Source organism: Ottowia caeni (genome assembly GCF_050821495.1).
Taxonomy (GTDB): Bacteria; Pseudomonadota; Gammaproteobacteria; order Burkholderiales; family Burkholderiaceae_C; genus Ottowia; species Ottowia caeni.
Genome location: NZ_CP151080.1, coordinates 2,076,854 through 2,092,336 on the forward strand (window position 1 = coordinate 2,076,854; position 15,483 = coordinate 2,092,336).

General features: G+C 58.0%; 13 protein-coding genes and 1 pseudogene. 8 read left to right on the forward strand and 6 right to left on the reverse strand.

Features of this window, described 5'->3' with window-relative positions; genetic code table 11:
- Nucleotides 1-137: 137 nt before the first annotated feature.
- The 3 genes from AAAK34_RS10085 (at nucleotide 138) to phbB (ending at nucleotide 3,943) form a co-directional block, all read left to right on the forward strand.
- Nucleotides 138-1,826, forward strand: coding sequence for a PHA/PHB synthase family protein (locus AAAK34_RS10085; RefSeq protein ID WP_431778013.1), 1,689 nt, complete (start codon nucleotides 138-140; stop codon nucleotides 1,824-1,826).
- Between the two features lie 76 nt (nucleotides 1,827-1,902).
- Nucleotides 1,903-3,081 carry an acetyl-CoA C-acetyltransferase gene (locus tag AAAK34_RS10090; protein WP_231694866.1) on the forward strand — a complete coding sequence of 393 codons (1,179 nt, stop codon included), beginning with the start codon at nucleotides 1,903-1,905 and terminating at the stop codon, nucleotides 3,079-3,081.
- Nucleotides 3,082-3,205: 124 nt separating this feature from the next.
- Nucleotides 3,206-3,943, forward strand: a complete 738-nt coding sequence (phbB, locus tag AAAK34_RS10095) for an acetoacetyl-CoA reductase (protein ID WP_231695169.1) — start codon at nucleotides 3,206-3,208, stop codon at nucleotides 3,941-3,943.
- A gap of 251 nt (nucleotides 3,944-4,194) precedes the next feature.
- Here the strand turns inward: phbB and AAAK34_RS10100 are convergent, their stop codons facing one another.
- Together AAAK34_RS10100 and AAAK34_RS10105 are read right to left on the reverse strand one after the other, a co-directional pair.
- On the reverse strand, nucleotides 4,195-5,250 hold the full coding sequence (locus AAAK34_RS10100; RefSeq protein WP_231694865.1) for a PDDEXK nuclease domain-containing protein: 1,056 nt from the start codon (nucleotides 5,248-5,250) through the stop codon (nucleotides 4,195-4,197).
- 61 nt (nucleotides 5,251-5,311) lie between these two features.
- Nucleotides 5,312-6,211, reverse strand: coding sequence for a WYL domain-containing protein (locus tag AAAK34_RS10105; RefSeq protein WP_231694864.1), 900 nt, complete (start codon nucleotides 6,209-6,211; stop codon nucleotides 5,312-5,314).
- 145 nt (nucleotides 6,212-6,356) lie between these two features.
- Between AAAK34_RS10105 and AAAK34_RS10110 the strand changes: the two genes are divergently transcribed.
- Together AAAK34_RS10110 and AAAK34_RS10115 are read left to right on the forward strand one after the other, a co-directional pair.
- Nucleotides 6,357-7,280, forward strand: a complete 924-nt coding sequence (locus tag AAAK34_RS10110; RefSeq protein WP_231694863.1) for an NUDIX domain-containing protein — start codon at nucleotides 6,357-6,359, stop codon at nucleotides 7,278-7,280.
- 7 nt (nucleotides 7,281-7,287) lie between these two features.
- Nucleotides 7,288-7,671: a hypothetical protein gene (locus AAAK34_RS10115; protein WP_231694862.1), complete on the forward strand. Its 384-nt coding sequence runs from the start codon at nucleotides 7,288-7,290 to the stop codon at nucleotides 7,669-7,671.
- A gap of 247 nt (nucleotides 7,672-7,918) precedes the next feature.
- Here the strand turns inward: AAAK34_RS10115 and AAAK34_RS10120 are convergent, their stop codons facing one another.
- Nucleotides 7,919-8,428, reverse strand: coding sequence for a hypothetical protein (locus AAAK34_RS10120; protein WP_431777986.1), 510 nt, complete (start codon nucleotides 8,426-8,428; stop codon nucleotides 7,919-7,921).
- Between AAAK34_RS10120 and AAAK34_RS10125 the strand changes: the two are divergent.
- From AAAK34_RS10125 to AAAK34_RS10135, 3 genes and pseudogenes are all read left to right on the forward strand, one after another.
- A pseudogene (locus AAAK34_RS10125) lies at nucleotides 8,427-8,711 on the forward strand (NAD-dependent deacetylase); the annotation flags it as partial. The gene AAAK34_RS10120 and the pseudogene AAAK34_RS10125 sit on opposite strands and share 2 nt — an antisense overlap.
- 128 nt (nucleotides 8,712-8,839) lie before the next feature.
- Nucleotides 8,840-9,874 (forward strand): tRNA dihydrouridine(20/20a) synthase DusA, encoded by a 1,035-nt coding sequence (gene dusA, locus AAAK34_RS10130; RefSeq protein ID WP_431777987.1) that lies wholly within the window; start codon nucleotides 8,840-8,842, stop codon nucleotides 9,872-9,874.
- A 233-nt stretch (nucleotides 9,875-10,107) separates the two neighbouring features.
- A complete protein-coding gene (locus AAAK34_RS10135; RefSeq protein WP_431777988.1) occupies nucleotides 10,108-11,190 on the forward strand; it encodes an IS630 family transposase in 1,083 nt (360 codons plus the stop codon).
- An 8-nt stretch (nucleotides 11,191-11,198) separates the two neighbouring features.
- Here the strand turns inward: AAAK34_RS10135 and AAAK34_RS10140 are convergent, their stop codons facing one another.
- The 3 genes from AAAK34_RS10140 to AAAK34_RS10150 form a co-directional block, all read right to left on the reverse strand.
- Nucleotides 11,199-12,401, reverse strand: coding sequence for a diguanylate cyclase domain-containing protein (locus tag AAAK34_RS10140; RefSeq protein ID WP_231692933.1), 1,203 nt, complete (start codon nucleotides 12,399-12,401; stop codon nucleotides 11,199-11,201).
- Nucleotides 12,402-12,806: 405 nt separating this feature from the next.
- Complete coding sequence (locus tag AAAK34_RS10145) at nucleotides 12,807-13,205, reverse strand: hypothetical protein (RefSeq protein WP_431777989.1); 399 nt, start codon at nucleotides 13,203-13,205, stop codon at nucleotides 12,807-12,809.
- Between the two features lie 303 nt (nucleotides 13,206-13,508).
- Nucleotides 13,509-15,350, reverse strand: a complete 1,842-nt coding sequence (locus AAAK34_RS10150) for a glutamine--tRNA ligase/YqeY domain fusion protein (protein ID WP_231692934.1) — start codon at nucleotides 15,348-15,350, stop codon at nucleotides 13,509-13,511.
- Nucleotides 15,351-15,483 lie beyond the last annotated feature (133 nt).

The window sequence follows — 15,483 nt, forward strand, 5'->3', positions numbered from 1 at the left end:
ATTGAGGTGTCAGTTATTCGTCACTTGTTGCAGGGATACTGGACGGGAAAGCAGTTAGAAACCAGGAGATGCATCAGATGAATCAGAACCCCGCTTCCGCCCTATGGCCCGGAATGGGCAATGCCCTGCCTTCAGCCATGGCTCAATCGCTCGGTCAGGGCTTTACTGATGCTTGGCTTAAAGCCTTCCAGGCATTCCAGAATATCGACATCGGAAACCTGGCGCCGCTGGCGCCCCCGAGCAGCGGGCAAGCGCTGACATTTCCTCCCGAGAAGCTCCAGCAATTGCAGGCCGACTACGTCAACGAAGCTGCGCAGTTATGGAATCAGTCGCTGCAGGGCACTCAGCCTGTGAAAGATCGGCGCTTCAAGGGTGAGGCCTGGGGTAGCAATCCTCTGGCCTCATTCACTGCGGCTGTATACCTGCTCAACGCACGCACCATGATGGCCATGGCTGAGGCCGCCGAAGGCGACGCCAAGACCAAGAGCCGTGTGCGTTTTGCCGTCGAGCAATGGATGGCCGCGTCCGCGCCGAGCAACTATCTTGCCTTCAACGCCGACGCTCTGCAAAAGGCCGTTGAAACCAAAGGCGAAAGTCTGGCGTTGGGGCTGAAGAACATGATGGACGACCTGCGTCAGGGTCATGTTTCAATGACCGACGAGAGCCTGTTCGAGGTGGGCCGCAACGTGGCCACCACCGAAGGGGCTGTGGTCTTTGAGAACGAATTGTTCCAGCTCATCGAATACAAATCGCTGACTGCGAAAGTGTATGAACGCCCGTTCTTGCTGGTGCCGCCGTGCATTAACAAGTTCTATATTCTCGACCTGCAACCAGAGAATTCCCTCATTCGCTACGCAGTGAGCCAGGGGCACCGCACCTTCGTGGTGAGTTGGCGCAACCCTGATCAAACGTTGTCGGATAAGACCTGGGACGACTACATTGAGAATGCCGCCATCGAAGCCATTAAGAAGGTTCAGGACATCACGGGCGCACCACAGATCAATGCGCTGGGTTTCTGCGTTGGCGGCACCATTTTGACCAATGCTCTGGCGGTGCTGGCCGCGCGCGGTGAGAAACCGGTGGCTTCGGCTACGCTGTTGACCACCTTGGTCGACTTTTCCGATTCTGGCATTCTTGACGTCTTCATCGACGAGGCCATGGTCCAGTTCCGCGAGATGCAAATGGGCAGCGGCGGGTTACTCAAGGGCCAAGACCTGGGCTCGACCTTCAGCTTCTTGCGCCCCAACGACCTGGTCTGGAACTATGTGGTGGGCAATTATCTGAAGGGGGAAACTCCACCACCGTTCGATCTGCTCTATTGGAACAGCGACTCCACCAACCTGCCCGGGCCGTTCTATGCCTGGTACTTGCGCAACGCCTACCTGGAAAACAATCTCGTCAAGCCCGGAAAGTGCACCGTGGCAGGAGAGAAGCTTGACCTGCGCAAGCTGGATATGCCGGTTTACATTTATGGCTCACGCGAAGACCATATCGTGCCCATTGGTGGCGCTTATGCATCGACGCAGGTCTTGCCGGGTGAAAAACGCTTTGTAATGGGAGCTTCCGGACACATCGCGGGGGTGATCAATCCGCCGGCTGCCAAGAAGCGCAGCCATTGGATACGGGCAGACAGCAAGTTTCCCAAGTCTGTTGATGACTGGATCGATGGTGCGCAGGAGTTCCCTGGTAGTTGGTGGACAGACTGGTCTTCATGGCTCAAGAAACATGCAGGCAAGCAGATCGCGGCTCCCAAGAGCTACGGTAAGGCAGGTAAATACAAGGCGATCGAACCCGCGCCTGGTCGGTACGTGAAGGCCAAAGCCTGAAAGCGTAGGCGCACTCTGAGCACTGGGCAGGGCAAAGGTTTATTTTCAATCAGATTTCAATCAAGGAGAGTTAGAAGTGGAAGACATCGTTATCGTTTCGGCAGCGCGTACAGGCGTAGGCAAATTTGGTGGCTCACTGGCCAAGGTGGCGGCGACCGAGTTAGGCAGCATTGCCATCAAGGCGGCGCTGGAGCGTGCGAAGGTTGGCCTTGATCAGGTTGGCGAGGTCATCATGGGGCAGGTTCTGGCAGCCGGCAGCGGTCAGAACCCGGCGCGTCAGGCGCTGATCAAGGCCGGAATCTCCAAGGGTACGCCTGCACTGACCATCAACGCGGTTTGCGGGTCGGGCCTCAAATCCGTCATGCTGGCGCACCAGGCAGTGGCCACGGGCGACAGCGAGATTGTGGTCGCAGGGGGTCAGGAGAACATGAGCGCCAGCCCGCACGTGCTGCTGGGTAGCCGCGACGGCATGCGCATGGGTGACTGGAAGATGATCGATTCGATGATCGTCGACGGACTCTGGGATGTCTACAACCAGTATCACATGGGTATTACAGCGGAGAATGTCGCCAAGCAGGAAGGCATTTCCCGCGAGCAGCAAGACGAGCTGGCCTTGAACAGCCAGAAGAAGGCTGCTGCGGCGCAGGCCGCGGGCAAGTTCAACGACGAAATCGTTCCTGTGAGTATCCCCCAGCGCAAGGGCGATCCGGTGGTGTTTTCCACCGATGAGTACATCAATACAAAGACCACGGCTGAAGCATTGGCAGGCTTGCGCCCCGCCTTTGACAAGGCAGGAAGTGTGACCGCCGGCAATGCCAGCGGCATCAACGATGGTGCTGCCGCCGTAGTGGTCATGACAGCCAAGAAAGCCGCGGCTCTGGGCCTCACGCCGTTGGCGCGCATTGCCAGCTACGCCACCGTGGGCCTCGACCCCGCCACCATGGGTCTGGGCCCCGTGGGGGCCACCCAGAAGGCGCTTCAGCGCGCTGGCTGGAAAGTGGGCGATGTGGACCTGTTTGAACTGAATGAAGCCTTTGCAGCCCAGGCGTGCGCTGTGAACAAGCTACTCGGGGTGGATCCAGCGAAGGTGAACGTCAATGGCGGTGCCATTGCGATTGGTCACCCCATTGGTGCCAGCGGTTGCCGAATTCTGGTAACGCTCCTGCACGAAATGCAGCGCAGCGGTGCGAAGAAAGGCGTGGCCGGCTTGTGCATCGGGGGCGGAATGGGCGTTGCGCTCGCACTGGAGCGATGAGCTGCAGGCCTTCTTCTTCAGAAGAAGGCCAACAAAAACGGCGAGTAGCGGCCACGAATTCAAGAAGGTGGCCACCAGAGCCGAGGAATTTCAGGTTTTTTTCTGGTTCAATGAGGAGACGAAGATGAGTCAAAAAGTCGCTTACGTTACGGGCGGTATGGGTGGTATTGGTACCGCGATTTGCCAGCGCCTGCACAAAGAAGGCTTTAAGGTCATCGCGGGCTGCGGCCCCACGCGTGACTATCAGAAGTGGCTGGACGAGCAGAAGGCGCAGGGGTTCACTTTCTACGCCAGTGTCGGCAATGTGGGTGATTGGCAGTCCACTACCGATGCCTTCACCAAGGCGAAGGCCGAGCATGGCCCGATCGATGTTCTGGTCAATAACGCAGGCATCACGCGCGACCGCATGTTCCTCAAGATGTCCCGCGACGACTGGGATGCGGTGATCGACACCAACCTCAATTCCATGTTCAACGTGACTAAGCAGGTCGTGCCTGACATGGTTGAACGTGGCTGGGGCCGCATCATTCAGATCAGCTCGGTCAATGGCGAGAAAGGTCAGGCCGGACAAACCAACTATTCTGCCGCCAAGGCTGGCATGCACGGTTTCACCATGGCACTGGCACAGGAAATGGCCAGCAAGGGCGTGACGGTGAACACCGTGAGCCCAGGCTATATCGGCACAGACATGGTGCAGGCTATTCGTCCGGACGTGCTGGAGAAAATTGTCGCCACAATCCCTGTGAAGCGCCTGGGCCGGCCAGAAGAAATCGGCTCGATCGTAGCGTGGCTGGCCGGCGAAGACTCCGGATTCACCACCGGCGCCGACTTCTCATGCAACGGCGGTTTGCACATGGGTTGATCAGCGTTCGCTGGTAATTCCAGGTTCGACTGGCCCCTGGCCCCGGCTCCTTGAGCGCGGGGCTTTTTTACGGTCTGTCCAGCATGGGAGCGCGCGGTGATTTCCAGCGACTTGGCCACACCTTCTCGAACGGCAATGCTGGAGTCGATGCGATAGCTCCTGGATTCGACGGATGCGGCGGGCTGCCCCTTGGAACAATCCACAGCGCTTGCACCGCCTCCGTCTGGTAGGGGTCGTTTTGAGCTTCAGCTTCATACCGTTCCCTCAGCCGGCTCATCGCCAGCGTCCTCAAGTTCGCGCTCGATATCTTCAATACGCGGTAAGTCTGTTTCTAATTCTCTAGGGAGTGCCTGCACCAAGTGATACTCGGCCACTCCTATAGGTTTGCTCATGTCGCGTAGCGCGTATTCGGCAACCACTTTGTCTCGGCTTTTGCACAGAAGCAGACCCAGGCTGGGGTTGTCGCTGGTGTGTTTTAGCTGGCTGTCCACCGCGCTGAGATAGAAATTTAGCTTGCCTGCATATTCAGGCTGGAACTCGCCGGCCTTCAGCTCCACCACGACATAGCAGCGCAGCTTCAAGTGATAGAACAAAAGGTCGATGTAGAAATCCTTATTGCCCACTTCCACGTGTACTTGCCGCCCCACGAAGGCGAAGCCTGCGCCCAGTTCCATCAGGAACTGAGTAACATGCTTGACCAGTGCATCCTCGATAGCGCGTTCCTGTGCTTCCTTGCCCAGACCGAGAAAGTCCAGTCGATAGGGATCTTTCAGGGATTCACGCGCCAGGTCCGACTGGGGTTGTGGTAATCGCTTGCTGAAATTACTGACGGCGGCCCCTGTGCGCTGACGCAAACCGGATTCAATCTGCATCACCAGCACGTTCCGTGACCAACCGTTTTCTACGGCTTGCGCGGCATACCACTGACGATCTTCGGTAGTTTGAAGCTTGTCCAGCAGGGCCAGTTGGTGATACCAGGGCAATTGTGCAAGCGCCGCTTGCACGAACTCCCCGTCGGGCCAAGCCTCGGCAAACGCTCTCATGTATTTGAGATTGCGCGGAGAAAAGCCCTTCATGTCAGGGAAGGCATTACGCAAATCGTGGGCCAGTCTGTCCACCACCTTGCTGCCCCAGCCTTGATCGGCCTGACGGACGAGAATTTCTCTACCTATCTGCCAATACAACAACACCAGCTCGCGATTGACCGCTAGGGTGGCCCGTTGTTGCGCCCCATGAATGCGTTGCTTAAGGTCGGCCAGCCAGTCGGAATACCCGTCGGGTGCCGTGGGCATTCGATCTTCTCTCATGTTAGTTCCTCAGATACACGTCACTTTGGTGGCAGGCGACTGATGTTGAAGATTAGTTCCATCACAAGCTTGTTTTAGTCGCGGCGCTATATCCCGGAGCCAGTACGGCATTCTTTACGCCATACAGCGCGAGATGATCTCTCAGCCACAAACGAAATTCGGGGCCTCGCAAGCTGTGATCCGGAGAACAGTCCACACTCCATTTGCGCAGCACGTACCCGGCCGTGGCGGCGCGCAGCTTCGTCTTGAGCATGCCATCGCGCATTCCATAGTCCAGTTCAGTGATCTCTGGCCTGGGCTGATCGGGGTGGGGCACCAACTCAAGCTCCACGATCCGGGTCCATTGGATGTCTTGGTCTGGGCGCTCGTGCTCTTCCACGGGCGCATCTTTCAGGACAACCGGGTCTTGAATTCGGGTCAACACAAAGTCCCGAAATTCTCCAGACTTGCGGTCGAAGGCCCGCGTGTGCCAACGAAGGCCGGTGTCCAGCAGCGCAAAAGGTACGATCTCGCGCTCGCTTCGACCACTTTCGACCGAGTGGTAACCGATACGCACGGGGCATGAATGGCTGATGGCGCGGGTGATGCCCGCCAAGGTACTGAGATCGGGCTGCCCCAACTTGCTGGGAATGTCGCAGGTGATGCCGGTTCGGGCGCGGATAGGGTCTCCGTCGCCGAAGCCCTCTGCCAGCCATGTCAGGACACGTTCGGCTGGAAAGTCAAACAAGGGCTCGAAGCTTTGACCGATCACGTAGGTCTTGGATCTGCCGTCGTACTCGATGTTGGTGGGCGCCATGTCTTTGTAGAGCCCCAGATCTCTCGTGGCCGCAGCCGTCTGAATACCGAAGCGCAAGGCCAAGTCTTGACGCCTTATCTCTCCAACGAACCGCAGCCGCAGCTCGATGTACGCCATGCGGTCGCGCTGGGCGTGGCCAAGGTCATGCAGGCGCTGACTGATCATTGTGGGTGTTCTTTGCGGTGGATAGACGATGGTTGATGAAGTATAAGGTGATGATTGTTGTCTATCAAAGCGATCAAAGTATTATATGATGGGCATCAAAAAGATGTATATTGAGGCAATATTATGATTGTAGAGAGGATGGCTTATGTGGCTCATCACCCCGGTCGGTTTTTTTAGTGTCGTCCAGAAGCCTGGCGACAAACTCAAGGGCACCTTGACGCTGCGTTCCCGGGTGCGCGGCGACTTGACTGCCCTCAAGCAGCACTATCTTCCCGGCCTGGGGCCGATCCAGGAGAGCCACCACACCGACTATCGTTTTCGGGCGGTGGCTCCGCGAGCCGAGGTGTCCGCCGCTATGGCGCGTATGGTCGACGGCCTGGACTACAGCAACTTCAAATCGGAAGTGGGCAAGACGCAGGGGCACAAGCGCGCCAATCTGTATCACAAGGTTTGGGATGTGCTGTACCACTTGCAGACCGACCCGGAGTTCGTTGAGAAGGAGCCGGTGGCCGAAAACTACGGTGGTGTGGTGATCAGTGGCGGGCGGAAGGTGCTGTTGCGAGAGCCGACCAAGCACTACGGGGGCTATGCATGGACCTTTGCCAAGACGGAAGCGAAGGCGGGGGAGTCGCCTCGGGATGCCGCCGTGCGTGCAGTGCGCGAAAAGACCGGTTACGACGCAGAAATCCGAATCAGCGTTCCGGGCGCCTTCAAAGGCACGGCTTCCACTACCTGCTACTACGTCATGGATGCCAAGCATCCTCCAACCAAGCCGAACTGGCAGACCGCCGGGCTGCGCTGGGTGAACTTTGATGATGCGCGTGACCTAATCCGGCAGTCACCCAATGCCGAGGGCCGCGACCGCGATCTGGCTATTCTGGATGCTGCCGAACAGGTCGCGTCCGCCATCCCCTACAAAGAGCACCCGAATGTCCAGCCAGAAGACTGGCAGGAGCTTAAAGCTATGCCGGAACGGCAGGCCGTGCTTTACCCGAAGCTGTGCTTCAACACGGATGAGATGGTGAAAATCCGTCGTGGTTTTTTCCCGACCGTGATGGAGCAGAAGTGAAAGGAAATTGGGTGACTTCCAATGGGTGCGGATTGGTGCCGAAGCGGGTGGTAAGCAGATCATCGTCGAGGTGGGTTCCGAAGGTGGCTCCGTGACGCTGCATGGCGTTCAGTCCCCGGAGGGGTGGCAGTTCAAGGTGAGGACCAGTGAAGCAGCCTTGGTCGACGATGAGCATATGCCGGACATTCCGGAACGCCCTTGGGTGGCAACTTGGCGCAGCGCCTTGAAGCAGTTGGACGGTTACCCATGGACACAGCTATACCCGCTTGCGGTTCATCCGGATTTCCGGGACAAGGTCTTCAAGGCCTTGCAAACCCGAAAGAAAAAGGGGCTCGCGATCGATTGGGATCAATGGGGCAATGTTTTGAATATCTTCGTCGACGAAGAATAGGGGGCGATATGCCTGTTCATGGTGATCATTGGGAAACGCTTTACTCGGCTGAAGACTACGTGCACTCAAAGATCTCGCGCGACGTTCAGGAGGGGTATTACATCGGGAGTACCGACTGCGTGGACGTCAAGGATGGCACTGACCGAACTGAGCAGGTGGCATGCCTGCGCTGGGGGGGTGACCGTCTAGCCAATCAGATTCTGGTGGTATCGAACTCTGCCAAGCAGAGCAATTTCTTATTCAGCGGTTACCCCATCGCATTAGATGGCGTACCGACCGAAGTAACCATTTCTAAAGTCGAGCCGTGGGAGTACGGCATTGAAGGATGGATTCGCGGTTCCGTGACGAGTGAAGCTGCGACACTGTCTCGCCACCGCCTGTCCGCAGTGCCAAGACCGTCGTACTCTTCTTCTACAACCTCGGAAATAAGCACGTCTTTGCCGTTTTCCCAGGCGATTGCCATGTCACTGGTTGGATCAAACATTTCCGGGCGCTCTGGAAGGCCTCCCCTACCGAGCAGCTCTGCAATGATGGCTTCGCGCACAAATGGAGACAGCCCAACCTTGGCGTGATCGGCAAGCACCTGTATCGTTCGGGTTGCCACGCAAGTACAGCTGAAAATGCTTTCCGGGAATGACTCCGGCCTGAAGAATGTCTGGGAAGAGGTCTGCGTCCAGGTGCAAGGCGAGTAGTCCTTTTTTTGTGCCTTGAATCTGACGTAGTCAACGGCGATAACGCAAAACAAGGAAAGAATCATGCACCCTCGTGCCAATGAGTCAGATCTCTCTGCTGCCATCGAGCATGCCGCCTCCTTGATTGAGCAAGCCGATGCTCTGATCGTGGCTGCAGGGGCAGGTATGGGCGTGGATTCCGGTCTGCCGGACTTCCGGGGCGCAGAGGGCTTCTGGCAAGCCTATCCGGCCTTGCGTGAAGCCCAGATGGATTTTTACAAGATCGCTTCGCCACGTACGTTTCAGGAGTCGCCCGAATTGGCTTGGGGCTTCTACGGTCATCGCCTGTCCCTCTACCGCGACACAGTCCGGCCTTGCTTGGAACGAACTCGGAGTCGCACGAATGATTTCGAGCCACTTTGGTGTCAACAACACCAGCAAATTCATCAGTAGCCTCATGAAGTAGGGCAGCAATGCTGCTTTAGGATAATCGGGGTATGCCCCTTAACTTGCCGGAATTCTCCGAATCTACAAAGTCGTCAGTGAATCCTTGGCGACTTTCCGTGGCCCCCATGCTCGACTGGACCGATAAACATTGTCGGTTCCTGCATCGCCTGCTGACCAAAAAAACCCTGCTGTACACGGAAATGGTCACTACTGCTGGCTTGCTGCATGGTGCGGAACGCAGGCACTTGCGCATGGATGAGTGTGAACATCCGGTGGCATTACAGTTGGGAGGCAGCGATGCGCCTGATCTGGCCGCATGCGCTCGCATTGGCGAGCGGTGGGGCTATGACGAAATCAATCTCAACTGCGGGTGCCCCAGTGAGCGCGTACAAAGAGGTGCCTTTGGGGCTTGCCTCATGGCCGAACCGCAACTGGTGGCCGACGGGGTGAAGGCCATGCTCGACGTGGTGAATGTGCAGGTCACCGTGAAGCACCGGATCGGTATCGACAGGGAAGAGAGCTATGAGTTCGTGCGTGATTTCGTCGGCACGGTGGGCAGAGCAGGGTGCCGCGTGTTCATTGTTCATGCCCGCAACGCGTGGCTCAAGGGCTTAAGTCCCAAGGAGAATCGCGAGATTCCGCCGCTGCGCTACGAACTGGTGTACCGACTTAAGCAGGATTTCCCGGATTTCACGATCGTCCTCAATGGCGGCGTGACCTCTGATGAGCAGATCACGGAACATTTGCAGCATGTGGACGGGGTCATGGTGGGCAGGGAAGCCTATCACCACCCCTGGATCATGAGTTCCTGGGATGAGAAATTCCTCGGCGGAAAAGCATGCACCCTTTCCCAGGATGAGGTCGAGGAGCAGATGATCGCTTACATGGCGCGCGAAGCTGTAGAGGACGGAACACCTTGGTCAGCGATTGCTCGTCACATGCTTGGGCTGCACCACGGTCGGCGCGGTTCTCGCCTTTGGCGCCAAGTGTGGAGCGATCACAAGCTCAAGAGTCAACCGCCCGAACAGGTGTGGGGACTGGCACGTTCGCATCTCGATGCAGGAGTGCCAGCGCCGTTACTCTAGTGTCCTGAATTGCAAATTCGTTGAACAGGTCCACCGACAATCGACCCCATGCTGCGTCACAAAGCCTCGCGATACCACTCGGTATCACTGCGTTTTGTTCCTTGCCTGGCGCCGATTTCGGCAGATTTGTTTCTTCAACGAACCTACAACTCAGGACACTAGTGTTCCGTTCCATATGAAACTTTACATTATTCGTGTACTCCAAGAGCTATCCTTGGTAGTGGAGCACAACGATGGGACGCCCTGCAAAACCACTGTTAGTCGCGCCGAGCGAGCGCACGCAGCTTGAGTCGATGGCACGCTCGCAGAGCCTGCCTGCGGCGTTGGCTCGTCGCGCCCAGATGATTTTGTGTATGGCCGATGGAGAGACGAACAGCTCCGTGGCGCAGCGCTTTGGCTACAGTCGCCCGACTGTGACGCTGTGGCGCACACGCTATCGCGAGCGTGGCATAGCGGGGCTGCACAACGAACTCAAACCGGGGCGCCCCCGCCGGGCAACGGACGAGCAGATTGCGCTGATGATCAACAAGGCGCTGGGTAGCCAACCGAAGGGCCGCACGCATTGGTCGCGGCGCTCGTTGGCCGATGAGACGGGTCTGTCGACGACGACCGTGCACCGCTATATGACGTTGTTTGGCTTGCAGCCGCACCGCAGCAAGAGCTTCAAGCTCTCCAACGATCCCTTCTTCATCGAAAAGGTGCGCGACATCGTCGGGCTGTATCTCAACCCGCCCGAGCACGCATTGGTGCTGTGCGTGGACGAGAAAAGCCAAGTGCAGGCGCTGCAGCGCACGCAGCCCATGCTGCCGATGGGTCTGGGGTATGTCGAGGGGGTTACGCACGACTACGTGCGCCACGGCACCACAACGCTGTTTGCCGCGCTCGATATCGCCAATGGCACTGTGATCACGCAATGCAAACCCAAGCACCGGCACCAGGAATTTCTCGCTTTCTTGCGCCATGTCGAGGCACAGGTGCCCAGCACGCTGGACGTGCACCTCATTTGCGACAACTACGCCACCCACAAACATCCTCGGGTTCGCGCATGGCTGGCACGCCGGCCCCGCTTTCATCTGCACTTCACACCGACCTACAGTTCATGGCTCAACCAGGTCGAGCGCTGGTTCGCCTTGATCACCAATCAGGCCATCCGGCGTGGCTCATTCGATTCGGTGCCTGACCTCAAGCGCAAGATCAACGCCTTCGTCGAGCACTACAACCAACACCCGCGCCCCTTCCGCTGGACCGCAACCGCCGACTCCATCTTCGAAAAATTGGCGCGACTTTGCAAAGTTATTAATGGAACGGAACACTAGGGCGCAGCCTAACTCCCCGTATGAGTGAAGTCTCCAGATGGGGTGGGGGTGGCATATTGTGCTTCGCGCTCTGCCTCGTGCAGTACATCTAGCGGGTTGGATTTCTCGGCGGCCGCTTCTACCAGTCCGAGGCCAATGATGGGCGTAAAGGCGTGTGTTTGCGCATCCGTTCCCAGCACTTTCATCGGCTGCGGCAATGATGCTCGAAGCCGCAAGAGCGTGGTGGCTATGCGCTCACGGTGGCGATCTGTGTCCAGCACCACCACAAAGCAACGTGGGTGGTAAATGCCGACCAGGCAGCGAAATCCAACGACACGTCGTATCCGGGCTGCCATGATCAGCAGAATCTGGTAGTCCACCCCATGCCCTACGGAATCAGCCAGTTCGTATAGGTTGCGCAGGTGAATGCACACCACCGTGCACCGGCCCTCTCTCCGGGCGGTTAGCCAGAAAGTGTGTTCCACCTTCGACACCAGGCTGGCTCCGCTGGGCAGGCCTGTTGTGGGTTCAATGGCCGGGTCCATGCGTGCCAGCCGAGCCAGTTGGAGGTTGTCGCTGTTGCGCTTGGTTACCAAAGCGACTGTCAGGACGAAATAGGCCACGCCCAGGATCACCGTCAATGTCCAGGTTCCCATCCCCAGGAGAGGCGCTTGCAGGGCTCGCAGGTACACGCCTGCCGTCATGAAGAACAGTAAGACGCAGGCCAGGGCCATCCATGGGGCCAGAGGGTCGCCACGACTCGCAGCGCGAATGGAGATGCCCATGCCCAGCAATGCGGCCAGCAGGGTGACCGCACCAGCGGCTGCAAGCGAACTGTTGTAGTGTTCACGATCCAACAACTGGGACGCCACGATCAGGCCTGCTGACGCCAGGAGTATGAAGCGAGACCCCCAGGTGGCAACGCGATGCACGACGATGTCTTCGCGCGCGCCGCCGAACCACTGACCCAGGTAGTAGAGGATCAAACCGGCAGCAAGCGGACCAATGGCCACCTTGGTCGCGCGCAAACCCAGCCCGTCCAGGTTTGGTAGCAAAACCTCCGGTAGACCGCTGACGATAATCACGGCCGAACCACCCAAAAGCACAAATATGGCGTTGCGCACCGCTCCCAGGCTGCGAGGGCCTGTGAACAGGTTGGTCAAAGTCAATGCGGCTAAGGTCAGCAAACCTCCAGCCAGTGCCGACCAAAGCCCAATTTCATGTGTCGACATGCTTGGAGAGCGTTAAAAAGTTCCCATGTTGTATCATTTTTTTACGCTCATCCGATGGGGCTGCCGAGTTTTTGTGAATTTCGTGAAAGCTGAGGCCCATGTGCCTTGCTACGGGCACGAATAAATCATCTTGTCTGGCGCAGTTGTTTGCGGGTTAGCCCAGGAGGGATGACCTGCATAACTCCCTGCGGTCTGTGGCACCGCGGCCCCCGATGTTCGGCACTACCACGGGCGCGCGAGGATCTGGTGTCCTGAATTGCAAATTCGTTGAACAAATCCACCGACAATCGACCCCATGCTGCGTCACAAAGCCTCGCGATACCACCCGGTATCACTGCGTTTTGTTCCTTGCCTGGCACCGATTTCGGCTGATTTGTTTCTTCAACGAACTTACAACTCAGGACACTAGCTCGCAGAGCAAGAGGCGCGGACAAAGGGGGAGGGTATGACTTGCGGCCAGACTTGAGGGATGAGTCGCGGCATGTTTCGGTGCATGATGCGCATTTGTAGGTCATGGGGCAACAGGGGCGCGAACTCTGCCTCGATCATGGCGTTATTTCGGCGGTGCCTGGCGCGCGGTTGTGCCACCGGTGCGGCTTCGACGGCTTGAATGTCCGCACGTGTCTCATCTCGGGCGGTTTGCAGCTGCGCGGCAGCATCACCAGAACCTACGGCAATGTTGGAGATGGGTGGAGGCGCAGGCGGTAGGTTCAATGCACCGTTTTGCTCGGTGGTTGCGTGGGCTTGTCCTTGTGCGTTGGTGGCCGATACCGGGCCGCATGGGCCGATGGATGAAGTGGGCATGTTTGTGGCTTTGGATGGATAGTGATCTGGGGTGTAGCAGAGTCGCTTGCTGCTGAGCCTGGCGTGTTCTCAGAGGGAAACACACCAGGCGAGCCTACCTGAGTACCCAATACCTACAGACAGTTCCATTAGCCTTGCGTCGTGCTTTGGACACTCGGAATCTGGCTGCACGAAGCGCCACGGTCTGAACGCCGACTGCCGAGCGACCACGCCAGCGAATTGAAAATGCCGCCGACTCAATGCGAGTCGGCGTTTGACTCTTTGCCGATGATTTGTTGAGCAGGCTCTAAAGAGAAGGGCGCGCTATTTTCCCCAGGAGTCTTTCAGTCCGGTGATCCGGTTGAATACCAGGCGGTCGGGCCCGTGATCATGTCGGTCTGCCACGAAGAAGCCGTGGCGCTCGAACTGATAATGGCCTTCTGGAGCGGCCTGCGCCAAGCTGGGCTCCACGATAGCGTTCACTACGGACAAGCTGCTGGGATTCAGAACGGTCAGGAAATCACGACCGCCCGCATCGGGCTGTTCTTCGGTGAACAGTCGGTCATACAGGCGCACTTCGGCAGGCCGGCCATCGGAGGCGCCAACCCATGTGATGACCCCTTTCACCTTCACGCTGTCCGCCCCAGAGGTGCCAGACTTGGTGTCGGGAATCAAACGTGCAAGAACGTTTTGAATGTTGCCTGCAGCGTCCTTTGTTGCTCCCGAGCATTCAATGACATAGCCGTATTTCAGGCGAACCTTGTTCCCAGGGAATAGACGGAAGAACCCTTTTGGAGGTGTTTCCTCGTAGTCGGTGCGCTCGATCCAGATTTCGTGACCGAGCGTGAATTTGCGCTGACCCATTTCGGGGTGGTGCGGGTGGGCAGGGGCTTCGCATGCTTCCAAGTGCTCAGTGCTGCCGAACACCTCTGCCCAGTTTTCGATCACGAGCTTCACGGGATCCAGGACGGCCATGGCACGGGCCGCGACCGGGTCCAGCGTTTCTCGCAAGGCGGCATCAAGTGCTGCGTAGTCTGTCCAGGCGTTGCCTGATTTGGTGACACCACTGCGTTCGGCGAACAACTTCAGCGCTTCCGGGGTATAGCCCCGCCGGCGCAAACCTGCAAGGGTGGGCATGCGGGGGTCGTCCCAGCCGGAAACGCGGTTTTCTTCAACCAGCTGGCGCAGTTTGCGTTTGCTGGTAATGACGTGGCCCACGTTAAGGCGTCCGAACTCATACTGGCGCGGTGGCGGGGTGTTAAGCAGGCCGCCCTCGCACAAACGTTCCAGCACCCAGTCGTAGAACGGGCGCTGATCCTCGAATTCGAGGGTACAGATGCTATGGGTGATTTGTTCAAGCGCATCTTCAATGGGATGCGCGAAGGTGTACATCGGATAGATGCACCATTTGTCACCAGTGTTGTGGTGCGTAGCCCTACGGATGCGGTAGATCGTCGGGTCGCGCATGTTGATGTTGGGCGAAGCCATGTCGATCTTGGCGCGCAGCACCATGGCGCCGTCCGGATGCTTGCCGTCTCGCATTTCACGCAACAGGCGAAGGTTCTCGTCCGGGGAACGATCGCGGAAGGGGCTGTTGGTGCCTGGGGTGCCGAAGTCTCCACGCGTGGCACGCATTTGCTCCGGAGTTTGCTCGTCGACATAGGCATGGCCGGCTTCAGTCAGATACTCGGCCGCCTGGTACATGAAATCAAAGTAATTGCTGGCGAAGTACTCATGCGGTTGTTCGGCACCAGGTGCTCCCGGCTGATCTGCCAGCAGCGTGTCGTAGCCGAGCCAGGCAACGGTCTCGCGAATGCTGTCGACGTATTCCTGCTCCTCCTTTTCGGGGTTGGTATCGTCGAAGCGCAGGTGGCACACGCCCGCGTATTGCTCTGCGAGACTGAAGTTCAGCCAGATGCTCTTGGCGTGGCCGATGTGCAGGTACCCATTGGGCTCCGGCGGGAAACGGGTGCGAATCTTTGCCGGGTCAGGGATGCCGGCCGCGTGGTGGGGGCCGTTGCCAGGGCTTCCGCCCCATTGGCGGCCTGCGTAGGTGCCGTTTTCGAGATCAGACTCAATGATATGGCGCAGGAAGTTGCTGGGCTTGGGGGCGTCAGCTGGATTGACTGCTTTGGCCGGTTTGGCCGATTCTTTTGGGGAAGACATAGGTGGATTTTAGGCCGTGTTGACATTCCTCCTCCGCTCCTCTCTCGCTGCCTCCTGCAATCGCAAAGTGCGTGCACGGCGTCCGCCTGTTACCCCTCGATACGGCTTTCACTTTACGGGCATGACTGTATCG